Here is a 17,908-nt window from a genome sequence, read left to right as displayed (position 1 = left end):
TGTGCAATGACGCTGATTTTGAGACCGATAAATTGGATAGGGCAAAAGATTGTCGATGCAGTCGCCGCTGTGGGCGAGTGCATTTGTATTCTGTTTATCACGCTCAAGCAGTTCCGCTATGTACACAAGAACCCGGCTCTGGTTGTGAAGGAGATGATTTCTGTAGGAGTCTCCTCGCTCCCGCTTTTGTTCGTGACGTCCATCTTTACCGGCATGGTCGCAACTATCATGGCCGAGTTCGAATTCCACAATCTCGTTTCCGACAAGTTTGTGGGGACCGCCGCCTGCAAAATGGTGCTCATCGAGCTTGGACCGCTCCTTACGGCCATCGTGCTTTCGGGACGCGTAGGGAGTGCAGTCGCTGCTGAAATCGGCTCCATGAAAGAGAAAGAAGAACTCTCCGCATACGTGGTGCTCGGGCTTGACCCGTACCGCTACCTTGCGATGCCGAGACTGTTTGCTTTCTTGACGATGATTCCGTGCTTGACAGCCATCTCTAATGCGCTAGCGTTGATTGGCGGCTGGATTGTCTGTGTGCTTGCCTTGGATATCACGACCTACACCTATTCGACCGGTATGCAGTACCTGTTTGAAAATTTGGATTTGTGGACGGGGATTATCAAGTCGGTTGTTTTTGGAACGATCATCTTTGTTCTTGCCTACTATCACGGAACGCACTCCAAGCCGGGGGCACATGGCGTGGGCCTTGCAACGATGAGCGTTGTGGTTTCTAGTTGCCTTATGATTTTGATTTCTGACTTTATTCTTGATGCGTTCTTGTTCTTCTAGAGGTTGAGCTATGCCGAATGTAAAAATTGATCCGAATGACATTGCAATTCGACTCAAGGGGCTTAAGAAGTCCTTTGGCCCTCAGACGGTTCTAGAAGATGTGAATCTCGATATCCGCCGTGGCGAAACCATGGTGATTATCGGTAAGTCCGGTGGTGGTAAGTCCGTTATCTTGAAGCACATGATTGGACTTTTGCAGCCGGATGGCGGCGAAGTGACTGTCGATGGCGTGACTATCAGTACGCCCAAGTTCTTCGATACGCGCACAATCCGTCGCAAAATGGGGATGTTGTTCCAAATGGGCGCCTTGTTCGACTCTATGAACACGGGCGAAAATATCGCCTTTGCGCTCCGTGAACACCACCCGGAAATGTCTGAATCAGAAATTCAGAATGTCGTGACGGAAAAACTCCAGATGATAAACCTCGTGCCGTCTTTCCGTACAAAGATGCCGTCTGAACTTTCGGGTGGTATGCGTAAGCGCGTGGCGCTTGCAAGAGCGATTGCGCTGAACCCTGAAATTCTTTTGTACGATGAACCGACGACGGGCCTTGACCCGATTACGAGTGATGTCATCAACGACCTTATTCTCGATATGCAGAGCAAGCTCGGAGTGACCTCTGTCGTGGTGACGCATGACATGGTTAGTGCCTTTAAGGTCGCGGACCGAATCGCCATGCTTTATAATGGGCGCATTATCGAAGTTGGCACGGTCGATGAAATCAAGAATACAAGCAACCCGTATGTGCACCAGTTTATTACGGGACAACGTAAAATTTCGGTGGATGGGGAAAATCAGGAATAGATTTAAAGAGTGGGGAAAATTATGGATAGGAAAAAGATATTACCTTTATTGTTTACTTCTGCGGCGATAATCCTTTGGGCTTGTGGCGAAGGAAGTATCAATTATGTAGAAGACAAAGATGAAATTGCGCTGAAGGATATTAAAGATAAACTTGACACGTCAAAAAAAGACTACAATGATAATGCAAATGAGTTTTTGAAGTCTTTTTTGGAATACTGCGATAGCAAGGAAGGTCACAAGAACGGTTGCGAAATTGAACGGATGAGGAGCAGCAGCTCTAAAAAAGCCGATAACAAGAGTTCTTCAAGTGGCAAGACCTCGAATTCTTCTAGTTCGACTTCTGCAAATTCTAGCAGTTCCAAAGGTGGGACGACATCTTCTAGTTCCGTTAAGGGTTCTAGCAGCTCTACATCAACTTCTGCCTCGTCTAGCAGTGTATCGTCTAGTTCTAGCAAGCCGTTGCCGGTTTCTGGCAAGTGCATTTTGGACAGACCCGAAAAGGTCTATATCGGTGACGTGGTGACATGGAGCTACCTCCCGGATGAAGGCTCCTTGGAAAAAGGAAATTTCGTGTGGGAAGTATCCGATGAGGTCAGTGCGGGCCTTGTCGACGGAAAACTTTCGGGCAATGGTACGCCTAGCATCAAGGTGAAGTATTCTTCCGTCGGACAAAAGTTTGGTCCGGAACTTACATTTGCTGAGAAAAAAATCGATTGTGATGATGATTTCCGCGTCTATAAGGTTGAAGTCGAAGAAAGCTCTTCTTCGGAAGAAGAATCCTCGTCTTCGTCTGAACCGGAATCCTCGTCTTCTTCCAAGGCCGTGGTGAAGGGCTATTGCGCTGTTAGCAAGCGTGTGATACCTGCAGGTGAAACGGTGGAATGGTCAATTGTGGATGCCGAAGGCACTGTACTTGAAGGAACGCACAACTGGATGACTTTGGGAGATGCTTCTGCTGAACTCATCGATGGCCAGAAAAAAGGAAGCGGTTCTACAAAGATTGCCGTAAGGTACTCTCAACCGGGAGATATGACTGGTGACAGAGCTCCTATGGCAACTTGGGGAACGCAGACTGTTACCTGTGAATACAATGAGCTGGATGAAAACGATTCGGATCCACTCCTCCGTGTAGAGGCCTTGCCGGAAAGTTCTTCGTCCGAAGAATTGCCTGAGGAAAGTTCCTCGTCCTCGGATGAAAATTCGGATTCAAGTTCGTCTAGTTATAAGAAACCTATAGACTGTGTGGCGGATCCCTATGACCCGGCATGCCAAATATACTGATCTTAAAAAATCCTATAAAATACAATTTCTTGTATAATTAACTTTACAAACGCTCCGAGCCTCGTGTTCGGGGCGCTTTTTTGTGAATTTCCTCAATAAAAAACGCTTACAGTGTTTGCTTATTGGCACGATTTAATTTATTTTTCGTCTAAGAGGTTTTTTATGAATAGAAAGTTTTATGCTGGAATGATTGCATTCGGTGTTGCTACAGGTTTTTGGGCTTGTGGCGATGGTGAAATTGTTAAGGTAGATCCCAATTCGGATTCTGTGATGGCTTATACGGATCCATCTGACCCGACTTATGGTATTGATGTGGGCGCATTTAGAACGTATTGCCCGGAATGTGTGGTTGCAAAGAGCTCTTCTTCTTCTGCAACAACTCCGAGGCCGCCGAGATCATCGAGTTCTCAAAACTATTCGAGGCTATCTTCTTCTAGCCAGGTGATTATTATTAACACGTCGTCTTCTGCTGATGCCCCTGTAGTTTCTTCATCAAGCAATAGCGGTCCGGTTTTCATTTATTCGTCGTCTAGCAGTGCTCCGACTGTTGTGCCGGGTAATGATGCTGGAAAATGTATGCCGGCTAAAGCCTCTTATGAAAGAGGTGATAATGTGAATTGGACCTTTGAACGTGGTGCGGGTCTTGATCCTGCCACAATGCTTAAGTCAAAGTTCGTGTGGACAACCGCAGATGCATCCGTTCCTACAGCAACGGAAACCGGTATGAACGGTCGTACACATGTCGTGAGCTATGCAACTTCCGGAAAGCACTCTGCAACTCTCCAGATTACCACGGCAACTGGCGTTGTGCATAACCTCACCTGCGAGCCAGTGCAGATAAACGGTGCCCCGATTACGGGTTGTAAGTGCGCTGCCGAAGAAAAGAATCCGGATGTTAGCGTTGGCGCCGTGTGGAATGTCACGGGTTGCTCTTCTGTGGGTGCAGATATCGTGAGCTATACATGGGCTGGCGCTGTTGCAGATCCTACTACTTCGACTAAGGCTACTCAGGCTTTTGCCGCTAAGAATCAGGCCGCAGCTCCGATTGTGACTGTAGCCAACAACGACAATACGGAACAACAAGTCCAGTGCGATACGGTCGTTTCCGTGGATGCAACCGATCCGGACTACATTCTCACAGAACAGAATACGAAGATTGAATTGCCGAAGGGTGAATCGACTTTGGTGCTTGACTTGCCGTCTGGTTGGCATGGTGGCACTAATACAGGTACTTGCACCTTGAGATGCGATGATGCTGGTGGCCCTGTTACGATTACGGTCGGTACGCAATCTTCTAAGGCTGATTACTCTGCAACGCTTTCTATCCCTGTGGAAAACACGATGAATAAGAGCGCAATTGTGGTTGGTCTTGATCTTGCTGCAAAGTGCCAGATTGCTTACTAATCAAATAGCTTAGAAACGAATTTAAAAAGACCTCCCGCATAGGAGGTCTTTTTGCATGCTTCGTTATCCTGAGCGAAGCGAATACTACTCAGAAGGCGAGTGTTGCAAAAATGAGTAAACTCTTTTTTATAACCGAGCCAAGGAGTAGGGGCGTAGCCCCATCCAGTCATGTCTAGTTACAAGAAAAAACTGGATATTTCGTGGATTTGTTTTGCTTATAAAATGAAAGCCCGCTTTCGCGGGCCATCATATTAGCGTCTAATAATCAATAACTATTGACTAAAGACCAATGACTACTCTTTATCTCCCTTGAACTTGGCGAGGAACGTCTTTGTTTCGTTTGCCACGATTCCAGAGAGAAGGATTAGTGCAATGAGGTTCGGGAATGCCATCAAGCCGTTGAAGATGTCTGCGCTTGTCCAGACCGCGCTTACCGTGAGGTATGGTCCAACGAAAATCGCGAAGATGTAGAGCCAACGGTAGGTGAGTATTGCCTTCTTGTCCCTGCGACCAATCAAGTACTGCAAGCACTTTTCAGAGTAGTAGGCCCAGCCGAGAATTGTCGTGAAAGCAAAGAACACGAGAGCCGTGGCAAGGAAGTATGGAGCAATTACTGCGCCGCCCGGGATAATGGCAAGGCCGCGGGAGAATGCTTCCATCGTGATGTTCACGCCTTCGAGTCCGAGCTTCGGATCCCAAGCACCCGAGACCACAATGGCAAGGCCGGTCATCGTACAAATGATAATCGTATCGAAGAACGTACCCGTCATGCAGACGAGACCCTGACGTACAGGTTCCTTTGTCTTTGCGGCGGCTGCTGCAATCGGTGCAGAACCGAGACCCGCTTCGTTACTAAAGATACCGCGGGCGATACCTTTCTGCATTGCAATAAAGATGGAACCGACAACGCCGCCGGTGACTGCAGACGGATTAAACGCTGCCTTCACAATCGTTTCGATGGCAGAAGAAATGTGCGAGAAGTTGAGGAGCAAAAGGAGAATGCAGGCAATGATGTAGATGATTGCCATGATGGGGACAATGTACATCGAAACTTTTGCAATGCGCTTGAGACCGCCGATGATGACGGTTGCTGCAAAAATCGTGACGATGAGGCCTGCAATAGCGGTCGTGACGCTCACGGAGTTTCCGCCGATGTTGACAAATTCAGCTGCGTTCGGGGTGAGGCGAGCCATAGCGCTCGTGATGCCGTTGACCTGCGTGATGGTGCCAATGCCGAGGAGGCCTGCGCACATACCGAAAATGGCAAAGATCACGGCGAGCCATTTCATGTTCCAGCCAAAGCGTTCCTTGATACCCGTTTCAATGTAATAGAACGGACCGCCGAGAACCTTGCCTTCCTTATCGACTGTGCGGTACTTGACGGCGAGCAAACCTTCGGCGTACTTTGTTGCCATGCCGAGGAATGCGGCGACTTCCATCCAGAAAAGGGCGCCAGGGCCACCGGTGCCGATTGCGGTTGCCACACCGACGATGTTACCCGTACCGATTGTGGCGGCGAGAGCCGTGCAGAGCGCTCCGAAGCTGGATACTTCGCCTGCGCCGTCTTTTTCGCTGTGCGCCATGAAGCGGAGCGCGTTGTGCAAGTTCATGACCTGCAGACAGCCGAGACGAATGGTGAGGAGGATACCTACAAAGAGGATGATGACAATGAGGGGAACGCCCCAGACGTACCCATCGATAGCATCGAGAATGGAATTGAGTGTTTCCATAAGTTGTCCTTGATGTTAAGGGGTTTTGCCCCAAAAATAGAAACTATATGCTCGTTAGCGTTTGGACTTCGGCTTCATAGTCCACACCATCAATATCGAAACCGTTTGTCGCGAGAAAATCGTGGCGGTATCCTTCGAGGTCGCCCACTTCGGCGAGGTTCTCTTGCGTGACGGTTGCCATGCGCTTGTCCACTTCTGCCTGGACTTTCGGATCTAATTCATAATCGTCGATGCGGATGAGGTGATTCTCGTCCGTCGGGACTTTGGAACCCGTATAAAGTCTTTCGGTCATCAAGCGTTCCATCTGCTCGATGCAACCTTCGTGATTTCCCATTTCCTTCATGACCTTGAAGAGCACGGAAATGTACATCGGGATGATGGGAATGACGGCGCTAGATCGCGTGACAAGTCCTTTGTTCACAGAGACATAGGCTTCGCCGTGGAGGTCGTTTTGCAGTTCCTTGTGGAGTTCAAGAGCGGTAGCTTCGAGATGCTTCTTGGCGCCACCGATTGTACCGTCGCGGTAGATGGCGTGCGAAAGTTTTGGACCGATATATGAATAAGCGACGGTCTTCACGCCTTCGGCGAGAACGCCTGCCTCCTTGAGCTTGCGTACCCAAAGTGCCCAGTCTTCACCGCCCATGACTTTGACTGTGTTGGCCGCTTCTTCGGCGGTGGCGGGTTCTGCGCTGATGTTGCTGATTTTACCGCTGAGGCAGTCAATCGTAGCGCCTGTGAATACTTGACCGATGGGCTTTAAGACGCTGCGGTAGATGGTACCGTTGTCTGGATCAACGCGCACGGAGCTTGCGACACTGTAAACGAGTAAATCGACTTTCTTGCCCATCTTCTTGAGTGTGTCGATAACATTTTGGCGCATTTCGTGCGAGAACGCGTCACCGTTGAACGTCACGGCATCTAGGCCCGCTTCTTTTGCGAACTTGTCGAAAGCCATGTTGTTGTACCAACCCGGCGTACCTGTCTTTTCGCGGGATTCGCCGACTCCGCCGTCGGAACCTTCCTTTTCGAACGAAACGCCGATGGTTGCTGCCTTGTAGCCAAAAGCAGTAACGATGCGGCTTGCAAGTCCGTAACCGGTAGAGCATCCGAGAACGAGTGCGGTCTTCGGTGCATCGGCAGGGATGTTGCGCGTAGAAAACTTATTTTCGATATATTCAATCTGATGTTTGACATCGGCAGCGCAGCCCTTCGGGTGGGCATTAATGCACATGTTGCTACGAATGAGCGGTTTAATAATCATAATGACTCCTATTTTGACGCCCGCAACTTAGCAATAAACAGGAGACTCCGCTGGTTTCTTGATAAAAAAGAGCTTCTAGAAAAGCAACTTTGTAATATTGCCGTAGTATTTTTGGAAGTAAATTGAGCCCGCAAACTGTTAAGCCATCCAATATGGAGCTTAATTGCAAAGATTCAATTTAATTTTATATGACTCAATTTGCTATTTTTTGTCATAAAAGAAAATATGGTTTTATAGAGGAAATTATGACTGAAAAAAGTCCTGTTCGAGTACGCTTTGCTCCGAGCCCCACGGGTTATTTGCACGTTGGTGGTGCACGCACGGCAATCTACAACTACTTTTTTGCCAAGCACATGGGCGGCACATTCTACCTGCGCATCGAAGATACTGACCGTAAGCGCTATAACGAAACGGCTCTCCACGACTTGATGCGCGACCTCAAGTGGCTTGGCCTCCAGTGGGATGAAGGTCCGGGTTGCGAAGGCGACTGCGGTCCATATTTCCAGAGCGAACGTTTGGACATCTACCACCGCGAAATCAAGAAGCTCCTGGATGCGGGTTGCGCTTACTATTGCTTCTGCACCGAAGAACGCTTGCAAGAAGTCCGCGCTGAACAAGAAAAGTCTCACGTGCCGGTTACCGGTTATGACCGCCACTGCCGTAACATCAGCCGCGAAGAAGCCGAAGCCCGCATTGCCGCTGGCGAAAAGGCTGTCATCCGCTTTAAGGTCCCGGAAACGGGCGTCACGGAATTCGATGACATGATCCGTGGCCACATCAGCTACCAGAATGAACTTTTGGATGACCTCGTGCTCATCAAGCGCGACGGTTACCCGACCTATCACTTTGCAAGCGTTGTCGATGACCATTACATGGGCACGACGCATGTGCTCCGCGGTGATGAATGGATCAGCTCCACGCCGAAGCACGAACTCTTGTACAAGGCTTTCGGTTGGCAACCGCCTGTCTGGTGCCATCTGCCGGTGATTCTCGACAAGAACGGCGGTAAGCTATCCAAGCGCAAGGGCGCCGCTTCCGTGGGCGATTTCCGCGACCTCGGCTATTTGCCGGAAACGCTCGTGAACTACCTTGCGCTCCTCGGCTGGAACCCGGGTGATGACCGCGAAGTGATGAGCGTCAAGGAAATGATTGATTGCTTTACGCTCGAACGCATCAACCCGAAGTCTGCAAGCTTCGATGAAAAGAAGCTCCAGTGGATGAACGGTCAGCACATCCACATGTGCGACGATGCATTCCTCAAGGACATCATGGTTGATGGCCTCAAGGCGATGGGCGTTGATACAAGTGCCGAACCGAACGAACGCTTGCTCGAAATTGTGAAGCAACTCAAGCCGCGTGCGCATTTTGTGCAGGACCTCGCTACAATGGCGAAGTACTTCTTTGTCGCACCAACGGAATACGACGAAAAGGGTGCGAAGAAGCATTTCGGTGAAGGCTCCAAGGAAGTCGCAACGCTCGTACGCGATATGCTCGCCTCCATCGAAGACTTCAAGACCCCGGTGATCGAGAAGGGCTTCTATGAGCTTGCCGAACGCTGTGGTCACAAGGTCGGTGAACTGGTGGGCGCTCCGCGCCTTGCCGTGTCCGGCGTGACTGCAGGTCCTGGCCTCTGGGAAATGTTCGAAATTATCGGTAAGGAAGAAGTGCTCCGCCGCATCGACGTGGCGCTCCCGCTGATGAAATAAAAAGAGAACTTAGAACTTAGATCTTAGAACTTAGAGTAACGTCATTGTGAGCGAAGCGTGGCAATCTCTCTAAGTTCTGCCAACTAAGTTCTGCCAACTGCGGCGGAGCCGCTAAAAAATGCGTCAATATTTTCCATACAGATTATACTCGCAGCAGCTGTTCTGCCGGCATTGCCAGCAGGCAGTTCGCCATGACGTCTGCGCCATGGAAGAGTATTCGACGTATGGGGGTATTGAACGCGGAATCCCGCTACTTTGTGTTTGCACTCATTGCGGAACGTACCATGTGGCTTTCTCGCAGGAATTTGCGTTTTGCCATAAGGATGATCCGCAATCCGAGTATGCAAAGGTCTATGGGCACAACCGAATTTTTCCAGGCGATTGGCTCTACTTTGATGGGGCAACCCGTCCTTGTATCGTCAAGAGTTTTTTCCAGTCTAGGGATAAGGAAGTTGTCGTCTATAAAAATGGACCTGCGGATGCAAAGTTCGAGGGTCCAAAAATTCCGATAGACCATGAGGTATCGCCCAATGGCTATCGGCTATTGCCTGCCCAGTGTGTGAACACCTTGTTGGGAGACCATGTCTACCATGTCATCCGTAAACAGTTTGGTATTGCCATTGGAGTCGTCAAAGACGAAACCAAGGACAAGCTTGTGGTGAAGATGGATGACGGATTAATCGTCTTTATGAGCTATCCGCGTTATGCGGAAAATCCTTCGAATCAAGAAGTCATTTCTGTTGTGCGTAAGCATCTGGAACTTTTGTCTGATGGGCTTAGTGAAGATGTTTCCGTTGAAGCGGGGCAGGGAATTGTTTATTTGCGAGGCTTTGTGGATAGCCTTGCGACAAAGCGAAAAATACAGACCAAAATTGGCGAAATTGCAGGACTGCGCGGCTGCGTGAACATGGTTCGCGTCCGCAAGAATTCCAAGGTTTCCGACGAGGACTTGGAGCGACAAATATGGGATGTCTTGGATGATATTGCTCATCCGATTTTCAAGTACAGCGTCAAGGTGAAATCTGGAGTTGCAAAGGTGACGTTCTATTACGAAGATGAAGTTTATCCTGATGAACTGAAATCGCGTATTGAAAGTATTCCAGGCGTTGTCTCCTTGAATATGCATGGAACTGCGATTCTAAAAAAGAATCTTGGCAAAAAAGACCTTTGCCGGAAAATTATGGATAAGCTTGCGTCATACAGCTTCTTGAAAAATTCATTTGTTCATGTCACGTATGTGGGCAAGCGATTCCTGGTCGAGGGGCGTGTGGCAAATATTATACAGAGAGAGTTTGCGCTATTGGCTGTTGCCGGTTTTGCACGGTCGGTAGCGGTGGGTAACCGTCTAAGAATTTTAAAAACTTAGGAAAAAGAGGAGTGAAAAATGGCTACAGGATATGAAAAGATAAATAAGATTAAATGCAAACTTCGTGTGCCGATGACGGTGTCGATGCTTGCACAGGCGATGGATTGCGGACCGAGAACTATTTTCCGCCATTTAAATGCACTAGAACAGGAAAATTGTGGTCTCCATAAGTTCAAAAAGGATGGCGAAACTTTTTACGTTATTCAAACCGAACAGAAGGTGGACTTTAACCAGAAAATCGTCAAGCAACTTGAAAAGTTGAAAAAGACGATGAACGATACAACGCCTTTGGACTTGAAAAACCGTAAGCTCATCGATAGCGTTATTTCGTCCATGCAGACAACGGACCCGGATGGATTCAAGGCCGAAGCGATTACACTTGACCCGAACTACATTATGGATTATGGCCCGTTCTGCGACCATAAGGCTCAAGATACGATGGTATCAAAGCTTTTGTCTGCAATTCGTGAAGGCTTTAAGATTCGCATTGTGTACAGAAGTACGAACGAAGAAACTGAAAAGAAAACCATTGAAGTTTGCCCGATTAAGCTTGTGATGCGCATTGATACGCTTTATCTGATTGCTGCTGATGAAACGTATGCAGAAACACATGTCTTCAAAAATTATCTTGTCGAAAATATCATGAGCGTTGTCCAGACGAATAACTGCGCCATGACGCTTCGTGAACCGTTCTGTGTTTATGAGCATTACAAGTATGCCTTTGGCAAATATGTTTCTGCAGAAGATCCGCAAACGGTGACACTCCTTATCAAGACGGGCTGGCTTAAGACTCAGTTCAACAAGTCTCGTTTCTCTCCGGCTGCCGAAATCACCGAAGATAAAGACGGCAATATGATTGTGACGCTGAAGCTCCGCTTGACTCCGGACTTTAAGACATGGCTGTTTGGCGTGTTGCCGGACGTGAAAATTCTGAAGCCGGAATCTCTGCGCACAGAAATGATTGAAAAATTGAAAAATACATTGAAGGACATGAAGGCGTAGTAATGGATTACCGTCTTTCTGATTACAACTTTGAATTCCCGAAAGAATTGATTGCCTCCCGCACGGCGGGCAAGGGCAAGACGCATATTCTGTATTGCCCCAAAAATGGCGGCGAACGCCGCATCATGAAGGCTCCTGAAATTGTTGACCTGTTCCGCCCAGGCGATTGCCTCGTGGTGAACAATACGAAGGTGATTCCGGCTCGTCTGTATGGCGAAACGCAATTTGGCGGTCAGGTCGAAGTTCTCTTGGTGCAGGCGTTAAATCCCTCCGAAGCAGGCGAGGCCCGCTTTGAAGCCAAGGTGCATCCGGGTAAGGCTTTCCAGGTCGGGCGGGAACTCAAGCTTGCTGGTGTGCGCACGTTCGTGGAAGAAGTTCATGAAGAAGACGGAAACCGCGTTCTTCGTTTTGAAAAGACTCCTGCCGAGATGGAAGAGGTCATGAACAAGGAAGGGCACGTTCCGCTGCCGCCCTACATTGACCGCCCCGATGACGAAGACGACAAGAAAGCGTACCAGACGATTTTCGCAAAGTACGCTGGCGCTGTGGCTGCGCCGACCGCAAGCCTCCACTTTAGCGAACAAATGCTCAACGACTTGAAGGCGAAGGGCGTCTACGTTGCAGAAGTCACGCTCCATGTGGGGCCGGGAACGTTCCAGAACATCTCCGTCGAAGATTTCACAAAGCATAAAATGCATGGCGAGCATTACGAGCTCACCAAGGAAAACGCCGACATCATCAACAAGGCAAAGCGCGAAGGCGGCCGCATTGTAACAGTCGGTACTACAAGTACGCGAGTGGTTGAGACTATTGCCGATGCCAACGGGTTCTTGAAACCGCAAAAGGGCGTGACATACGCGTTCTTCTATCCGGGATACAAGTACAAGATTGTGGATGGTCTCTTAACTAATTTCCATTGGCCAAAGAGCTCTCTCATTTTGCTTGTGTCGGCATTTTATGGTCGTGAAAACACGCTCGACGCATACAAAATGGCCGTAGAGAACAAACTTAAATTGTTCAGCTACGGCGACGGAATGTTGATATTGTAAGGGATTATTTTGCAGGCGTTTCAGATTCCATTTCGAGCGCTTGCGGAATCTTTTCGTCCTTGCAAAGGATTTCTTCGCGAATCTTAAATGTGAAGTCCTCCAGATTGTTTTCAAACATCTTCTGGAAGGGCTTCTTTTTTTGTACGCGTTCCAAGGCGCAAGAGCAGTAATTGATGCGCTGGATCAGCTTGACTTCGTCTGTCGGCGTGTCATGCGAGAAAACGCATTCGTGCATGATGGCGTATTCCATGGAACGGTCGTAACGGAACTTGCACTTGTTCGGAAGGTCTGGCTGGGCTGCAATTTTTTCGATGATTTTTTCGGTCGGAATCTTGCTGCTAAACCAGTTGTTGGCCTGGTAGCCTAAGAAAAAGAACAGCAAGCAGACGATGATGCGAATGGTGTTTCTTCTGCGGTAAGCCATTCTGTTGAAACTGCGCTCGAGCGCGGCGAACGTCATGGTCGCATGTTTCTTGACTTCGTTCAAGTCATCGTTTTCGTTATTGTTTATGTTATTGTTGTTTTCAATCATGCTTCTTCAAGTGCCCATACTTCTGGATAGGTGCGGTATGCGTTTGCATAATCCAAACCGTAACCTACCACAAATTTATCTTCAATTTCAAAACCAACATAATCAGCATGGAAATCTACGATTCGACGTGATTCCTTGTTCAACAGTACGCAAGTCGTGATGGAAGCGGGGGAGTAGTCCGCGAGGGCTTTCACGAGAGAATACATCGTGTTGCCAGTGTCAAGAATGTCATCAATCAGCAAAACGCGCTTGCCTTTGATGTCGAGACCTTCAAGGCCCGAAATATGGACATTTGCGTTTGGTTTGTCGGAATCGCCGTAGCTTGAAGCCTTGATAAATGCTATGCGCAATTTCGGAGTCGCGATACGGCGAGACAAATCGGCGGTAAACATGTAGCTGCCAGTGAGTGCAGATAAAATCACGTCGAAACCAAACGCCTTCAGTTCAGAGGCGAGTGAATCCAGACGCGCATTTATCTGTTGCGCTGTAATGAGTGGAGCACTTGGCAGCTTGTACATTAAACCACCTCAAAGTTTAGCCATTGGAACATCGGCTTGAGGGCCGCAAACTTTCCGTCAGGTTCTGCCTTGTATTGCTTGTAGATGCCAAAGACGTGGTTTTCAAGAGAAGTCTTGTTGATGAAAATCTTCAGCCAATCGGCGACTGTGATGAGGTCGGTGATGTAGTTGAGCGTTTCTTCGTTGAACTTCTTCGCAACTTCGTCAATGAGGAGCGTGAGCTTGTGGAAGAACATGTGACCAAGCCCGCCAAAGCTGAAGTGCGTGTTGAGCGCTGTTGCTTCGGTGATGAGCTCGTGAATTTCTTCGATTGTAGCCTTGTTGTGCTCGTTTAGCAACTGCAAAGCGGCATGGTGGATACGTGCGTTGATTTCCACAGTGAGGATCTTTCTCATGGTGTCCGGCAAAGTGTGGTCCGGGTCGGCAAGGCTGTCGATGGAAATTCCATGGTTCAGCGCAAAGCCGGAGAACGACTTCGTGATGTTCTCGAGGTGCATCTGCGTTGAAAGTTGGTTGATGCGCTTTAAGGAATCGCTCGCAAGGTTGCTCATGCGGACAACGTATGCTGTCGGGTAGAGCTCGTGGAGTTGTTCCGTTGTCATGTTCGTATTTTCAACAAACGTGAGTCCGCTTTCCTTTTCTTCGCCCATCGCAACGACGATGTTCACACGGCTGAGCTGGTCTGTGACGACCAAGTTCGTGGTCACGCAAGATTCGCCGAGATCGTTGTCCTCGTAAGATGTGCGCACGAGCGTCTGGCGACGGCGGGATGCAATCTTTGTGGCGGTGATGCGGGAATCCTTGTTGAGGTAGTCTTCTTCGAGTTCGAGGTGATAAATTGCGGCACGTTCTGCCATCTGCTTGATGACGGACGGGACGTTTTCTTCGGCGTACTTCGTGAAGACTTCGGCGCCGTTCCACTTGTGTTCGTTACTTGTGGCGCGGGCGAGAATGTACAGAATTTCGCTCTTGAGGTTGTCTCCCATCGGGAGGAACGGCTTTAAAAGCTGCATCGCGCGGAGGGCATAACGCATGTTCTGCACCGGTTCGAGCCCTTCGATATCGTTGAAGAACCAGCCGCAGCTGGTGAAGCTGAACAGGCAGAACTTCTGGATTTCGAGAAGTCGAATGGCCTTAGCGCGGTCTTCTTGCTTTTCGTAATCCTTGAGCGTATCCTTGAGGTACTGTTCCTTGCGGGATTCGTCTTCGGGCGCGACAATCACCTGAATGTAGTTGTTGCGTGCTTCCCACGGGTCAATCTTTGAAATCTTTTCGAATTCGCGAACGAAGATGTTGTCGGCGACTTCCTTAAGGTGGTTGAAGGCGTCGCGGAGCGGGCCTCTCCATTTCTGGTTCCAGTCGGCGCCACCGCCGGTGGAGCAACCGCAGTCTCTGTACCAGCGGCCTACGCCGTGAGCACAGCTCCAGGCGCAGCCTTCACCGTAGAAATTCTTGAGTTCGACTTCGTGCTTGGGCGGGAACTTTTCGAGGAACCAGCCGTAGTTCACCGGAACCATGTTGTTCTGCGGTGCAAACTTATTGTAGAGCCATGCGGCGCACATGTCGCCAAATGGTTCGTGGTGACCGTAGGATTCTCCGTCAGTGCCAATGCTTACGAGCTGCGGATCGCTGCGGTTTGCGTCCCAGGCGCTTTCAATGCGGTGGCCGAAAGTGCCTGCATCGCGGAGTAAATGTTCAAAGCCGACGGCACTCGAAAGCCATGGGTTGTAGAAGAACACGTCGAGGTAACCGTCACAGACGAGGTTGCCTTCCTTGTCGCGCGGGTAAATGCGGTACGGGCGCGTGGTATCGATATTTGTGTTGCTGCAGTCGGTCCACTTCTTGTCGCCAAACTTGCGGAACTTGTCAGCCTGCGTGGGCGAGAGAATCGTGTATTTGATGCCTGCCTTGATGAGCTCGACAACTGTTTCAAAGTTGATGGCTGTTTCGGCAAGCCACATGGCTTCGGGCATGCGACCGAAATGGAACTTGAAATCTTCGATGCCCCAGCGGATTTGCGTACGCTTGTCTTGTGCGCTTGCAAGCGGCATGATGATATGGTTGTAAACTTGAGCAATCGCATTGCCGTGCCCGTTCATGCGTTCCTGGCTGCGCTTGTCGGCATCCTGGATGCGCTTGTAGGTGTCGGGCGTGTTGGTGCGAATCCAGCCCATGAGAGTCGGGCCGATGTTGAAGTTCATGAAATCGTAGTTGTTTACGATATCGACAATTTTGCCTTTGGAATTTAAAATACGGCTTGCGGAGTTCGGGCTATAGCACTCGCTGGCAATGCGTTCGTTCCAGTCGTGGAACGGGCGTGCGCTCGGCTGGTTCTCGATAACGCCAGTCCAAGGGTTTTCGCGAGGGGGCTGATAAAAATGTCCGTGAATGGTAAAGTAAAGGGGGTTCTTTTCGGTCATGGTTTAAAAATAGAAAAAAGGTTCAAAAGTGAACCTTTTTTTTAAAATACATGTTGCGACGCGCACTATTTTAAGCGTAAAACCTGCATGGTATTGTGATGTCCGACACTTGCCTTGACAATGTAGTTGCCGGCGGCGAGCGATTGGAGGCTTAAGCTATGCGTTCCTGCCGAAATTTGACCTTGCAAAAGTGTAGCAACTCGGTGTCCGGTCAGGTCAAAAACAGTAACTGTGGCGTTGCCGTTTTGATTCGTGGATAGCGAAAGCGACTTGCCGTTTATGGTAATATTTACTTTGTTTGCTGTAATGCGTTTTGCTATGGGATTGCGGACAGAAATTTTATCCCAGCCAGGCATATCGTCAAGAGCGATGATGCGCTTGTCATCGAGATTCTTCTTCCACATTTCTGTGGTAGTCTTTTCCAAGAAGTTTCCGCTCCAGGTCTGGCTCCATGTCATCCAATAGCTCCAATTGGCCTTGTCTTCGGCAATGCTGTCAACGTCTGGGATGGCGCCGTTTTCGCTCAATGCAATCATCTTGTTCGTGCCGACATCGCTCACGATTTTGTTGTAGTAATTCGCGCCGGAATTGTGGTTGTTGAGCGGGTCGTAAATGTCAACCGCAACGATGTCCACGTATTCGTCGCCCGGGTACCAGCTTGCGTTGAGGGCCGAATAATCGTAACCAAATTGCGGGTCCGTATTGATGTTCCAGACCCAAAGCAAATTCTTGAGGCCGTTTGTTTTCACCATGCGGTTAAAGACGAGACGGTAAAGTTGTTTGTAACAATCGCCACTGCCGACACCCCACCAGAACCAGCCACCGCTAGCTTCGTGAAGTGGGCGCCACACGACAGCGATTCCCTTTTCTTGCAGTTGCTTGAAGTAGCCTGATACGATATCGACATCAGCTACAATGTCCTTGTATTCCTGCGAGGTCTCGTCGATGTCTTCGCATTTGTCGCCCTTGAATGCCTTGGTGTAGTTAAAGCAGGTGTTGTTCTCGCTTGTGCCCTTGACGCCTTCGGTGCATCCGCTTGCTTTGTAGCCGTTGTTCGGATAGGCGTCCTTGGTGTAGAAAACTGTGTCTTCGCCGACTTTCCAGTGCCAGGTATAAGTCGGAATGCCGCCCATTTTCCACAGGTCTTCGGTCATTAAGAGGTTGTTTTCGGTGTAGCCCTTGAACCAGCCTTCTTCATGGTGGCCTCCTGCTGCAAAGAGCATGTCAAAACCGCCAATGGCGGGGTAGTGGCCGCTGCGCTTGTAGAATTCGGCAATATCCGTCTGGCCTTTCCACGAGACTTCTGCGTCGGTGTACTTGCAGGAATCGGCAGGAGTGCAGCCTCCCGGTGGAATGAGCCGCATGTTGCCGTAATCGTAGTTGAAATTCTGGTCGCTAATCATCATGCCGCTGATGGTGCTCTTGCCAAAGTTTTCACGGAGGAAGCTGTAAACTTTGCGGGCTGATTCCGTTGCATTTGGGGTTACTGGCGACTCGCTGATTGTGTAAGTTGGATCCGGGTGGCGTTCGACGGTGATGTAGTCTACGCCAAGAGCGCCGCCGTTACCGACAGTGATGGTATTTTCGCCTGCGCGCATTTTGGCGGAAGCGGTAATCACGAATGCGGAATCACAAGTGCGCGGCTTGGTGAGCAATGAGCCTGCTTCTGTGCCGTTCACGGCAATCTTCGATTCAAACCAGTCGTATTGTTTAATCAGGACTTTTGTGGTGAAGTCGTAGACGGCGGTTTCTTTGACTTTTACTTTGAATGTAAAACCGTCAGAGCCCGGTTTTACGTACTTGCCGCCGGAAAATCCTTCGGCAGATACGATTGAAGATGCGTCAACGCCAGGTTGACTTTCGGCCTCGTAAGTTGTCGGTGCGGCATAAACTGATGTTGCCGCGATTGCTGTGGCAAAAGCCATTGCGGAGCGTGCGCCCGCGAATAATTTACATCCCATAATCATACACTCCATTTTTTTTGCATTGTCATCCCGGCCTTGTGCCGGGAACGTTGTTTTTTGCATTGTCATCCCGGACTCTGT

General features: G+C 49.4%; 14 protein-coding genes. 8 read left to right on the top strand and 6 right to left on the bottom strand.

Going from position 1 to position 17,908, the window contains the following annotated elements; translation table 11 throughout:
• Window positions 1-6: 6 nt before the first annotated feature.
• From B3A20_RS12990 to B3A20_RS12975, 4 genes are all read left to right on the top strand, one after another.
• Complete coding sequence (locus tag B3A20_RS12990) at window positions 7-789, top strand: MlaE family ABC transporter permease (RefSeq protein WP_290765577.1); 783 nt, start codon at window positions 7-9, stop codon at window positions 787-789.
• Between the two features lie 10 nt (window positions 790-799).
• The gene (locus B3A20_RS12985; RefSeq protein ID WP_290765575.1) at window positions 800-1,594 is read left to right on the top strand and encodes an ABC transporter ATP-binding protein; all 795 of its coding nucleotides are present in this window, start codon (window positions 800-802) and stop codon (window positions 1,592-1,594) included.
• Between the two features lie 21 nt (window positions 1,595-1,615).
• Complete coding sequence (locus B3A20_RS12980) at window positions 1,616-2,875, top strand: hypothetical protein (RefSeq protein ID WP_290765572.1); 1,260 nt, start codon at window positions 1,616-1,618, stop codon at window positions 2,873-2,875.
• A gap of 162 nt (window positions 2,876-3,037) precedes the next feature.
• Window positions 3,038-4,279 (top strand): hypothetical protein, encoded by a 1,242-nt coding sequence (locus B3A20_RS12975; protein ID WP_290765571.1) that lies wholly within the window; start codon window positions 3,038-3,040, stop codon window positions 4,277-4,279.
• 293 nt (window positions 4,280-4,572) lie between these two features.
• Here B3A20_RS12975 and B3A20_RS12970 read toward each other — a convergent pair whose 3' ends face one another.
• Window positions 4,573-6,009, bottom strand: coding sequence for an alanine/glycine:cation symporter family protein (locus B3A20_RS12970; protein WP_290765569.1), 1,437 nt, complete (start codon window positions 6,007-6,009; stop codon window positions 4,573-4,575).
• A gap of 43 nt (window positions 6,010-6,052) precedes the next feature.
• Window positions 6,053-7,270, bottom strand: a complete 1,218-nt coding sequence (gene fabV, locus B3A20_RS12965) for an enoyl-ACP reductase FabV (RefSeq protein WP_290765567.1) — start codon at window positions 7,268-7,270, stop codon at window positions 6,053-6,055.
• 245 nt (window positions 7,271-7,515) lie between these two features.
• Between fabV and gltX the strand changes: the two genes are divergently transcribed.
• The 4 genes from gltX to queA all read left to right on the top strand — a co-directional run bounded on the left by gltX (window position 7,516) and on the right by queA (window position 12,393).
• Window positions 7,516-8,976: a glutamate--tRNA ligase gene (gltX, locus tag B3A20_RS12960; protein WP_088661279.1), complete on the top strand. Its 1,461-nt coding sequence runs from the start codon at window positions 7,516-7,518 to the stop codon at window positions 8,974-8,976.
• Between the two features lie 118 nt (window positions 8,977-9,094).
• Window positions 9,095-10,342: a BON domain-containing protein gene (locus B3A20_RS12955; RefSeq protein ID WP_290765566.1), complete on the top strand. Its 1,248-nt coding sequence runs from the start codon at window positions 9,095-9,097 to the stop codon at window positions 10,340-10,342.
• An 18-nt stretch (window positions 10,343-10,360) separates the two neighbouring features.
• Window positions 10,361-11,344 (top strand): helix-turn-helix transcriptional regulator, encoded by a 984-nt coding sequence (locus B3A20_RS12950; RefSeq protein ID WP_290765564.1) that lies wholly within the window; start codon window positions 10,361-10,363, stop codon window positions 11,342-11,344.
• 2 nt (window positions 11,345-11,346) lie between these two features.
• Window positions 11,347-12,393 (top strand): tRNA preQ1(34) S-adenosylmethionine ribosyltransferase-isomerase QueA, encoded by a 1,047-nt coding sequence (gene queA, locus B3A20_RS12945; RefSeq protein ID WP_290765562.1) that lies wholly within the window; start codon window positions 11,347-11,349, stop codon window positions 12,391-12,393.
• A 4-nt stretch (window positions 12,394-12,397) separates the two neighbouring features.
• On the opposite strand, the gene B3A20_RS12940 is transcribed toward queA, so the two are convergent.
• The 4 genes from B3A20_RS12940 to B3A20_RS12925 all read right to left on the bottom strand — a co-directional run bounded on the left by B3A20_RS12940 (window position 12,398) and on the right by B3A20_RS12925 (window position 17,824).
• Complete coding sequence (locus B3A20_RS12940; RefSeq protein ID WP_290765561.1) at window positions 12,398-12,925, bottom strand: hypothetical protein; 528 nt, start codon at window positions 12,923-12,925, stop codon at window positions 12,398-12,400.
• A complete protein-coding gene (gene hpt / locus B3A20_RS12935) occupies window positions 12,922-13,443 on the bottom strand; it encodes a hypoxanthine phosphoribosyltransferase (RefSeq protein ID WP_290765559.1) in 522 nt (173 codons plus the stop codon). Before hpt ends, B3A20_RS12940 begins: the two co-directional genes overlap by 4 nt.
• Window positions 13,443-15,863, bottom strand: coding sequence for a DUF3536 domain-containing protein (locus B3A20_RS12930; protein ID WP_290765557.1), 2,421 nt, complete (start codon window positions 15,861-15,863; stop codon window positions 13,443-13,445). The genes hpt and B3A20_RS12930 overlap by 1 nt, the downstream gene beginning before the upstream one ends.
• Window positions 15,864-15,928: 65 nt before the next feature.
• Window positions 15,929-17,824 (bottom strand): glycosyl hydrolase, encoded by a 1,896-nt coding sequence (locus B3A20_RS12925; RefSeq protein ID WP_290765555.1) that lies wholly within the window; start codon window positions 17,822-17,824, stop codon window positions 15,929-15,931.
• Window positions 17,825-17,908 lie beyond the last annotated feature (84 nt).

Origin of the sequence: Fibrobacter sp. UBA4297, from assembly GCF_002394865.1 — a bacterium.
Classification (GTDB): domain Bacteria; phylum Fibrobacterota; class Fibrobacteria; order Fibrobacterales; family Fibrobacteraceae; genus Fibrobacter.
This window is presented reverse-complemented; position numbering and strand designations above follow the sequence as displayed.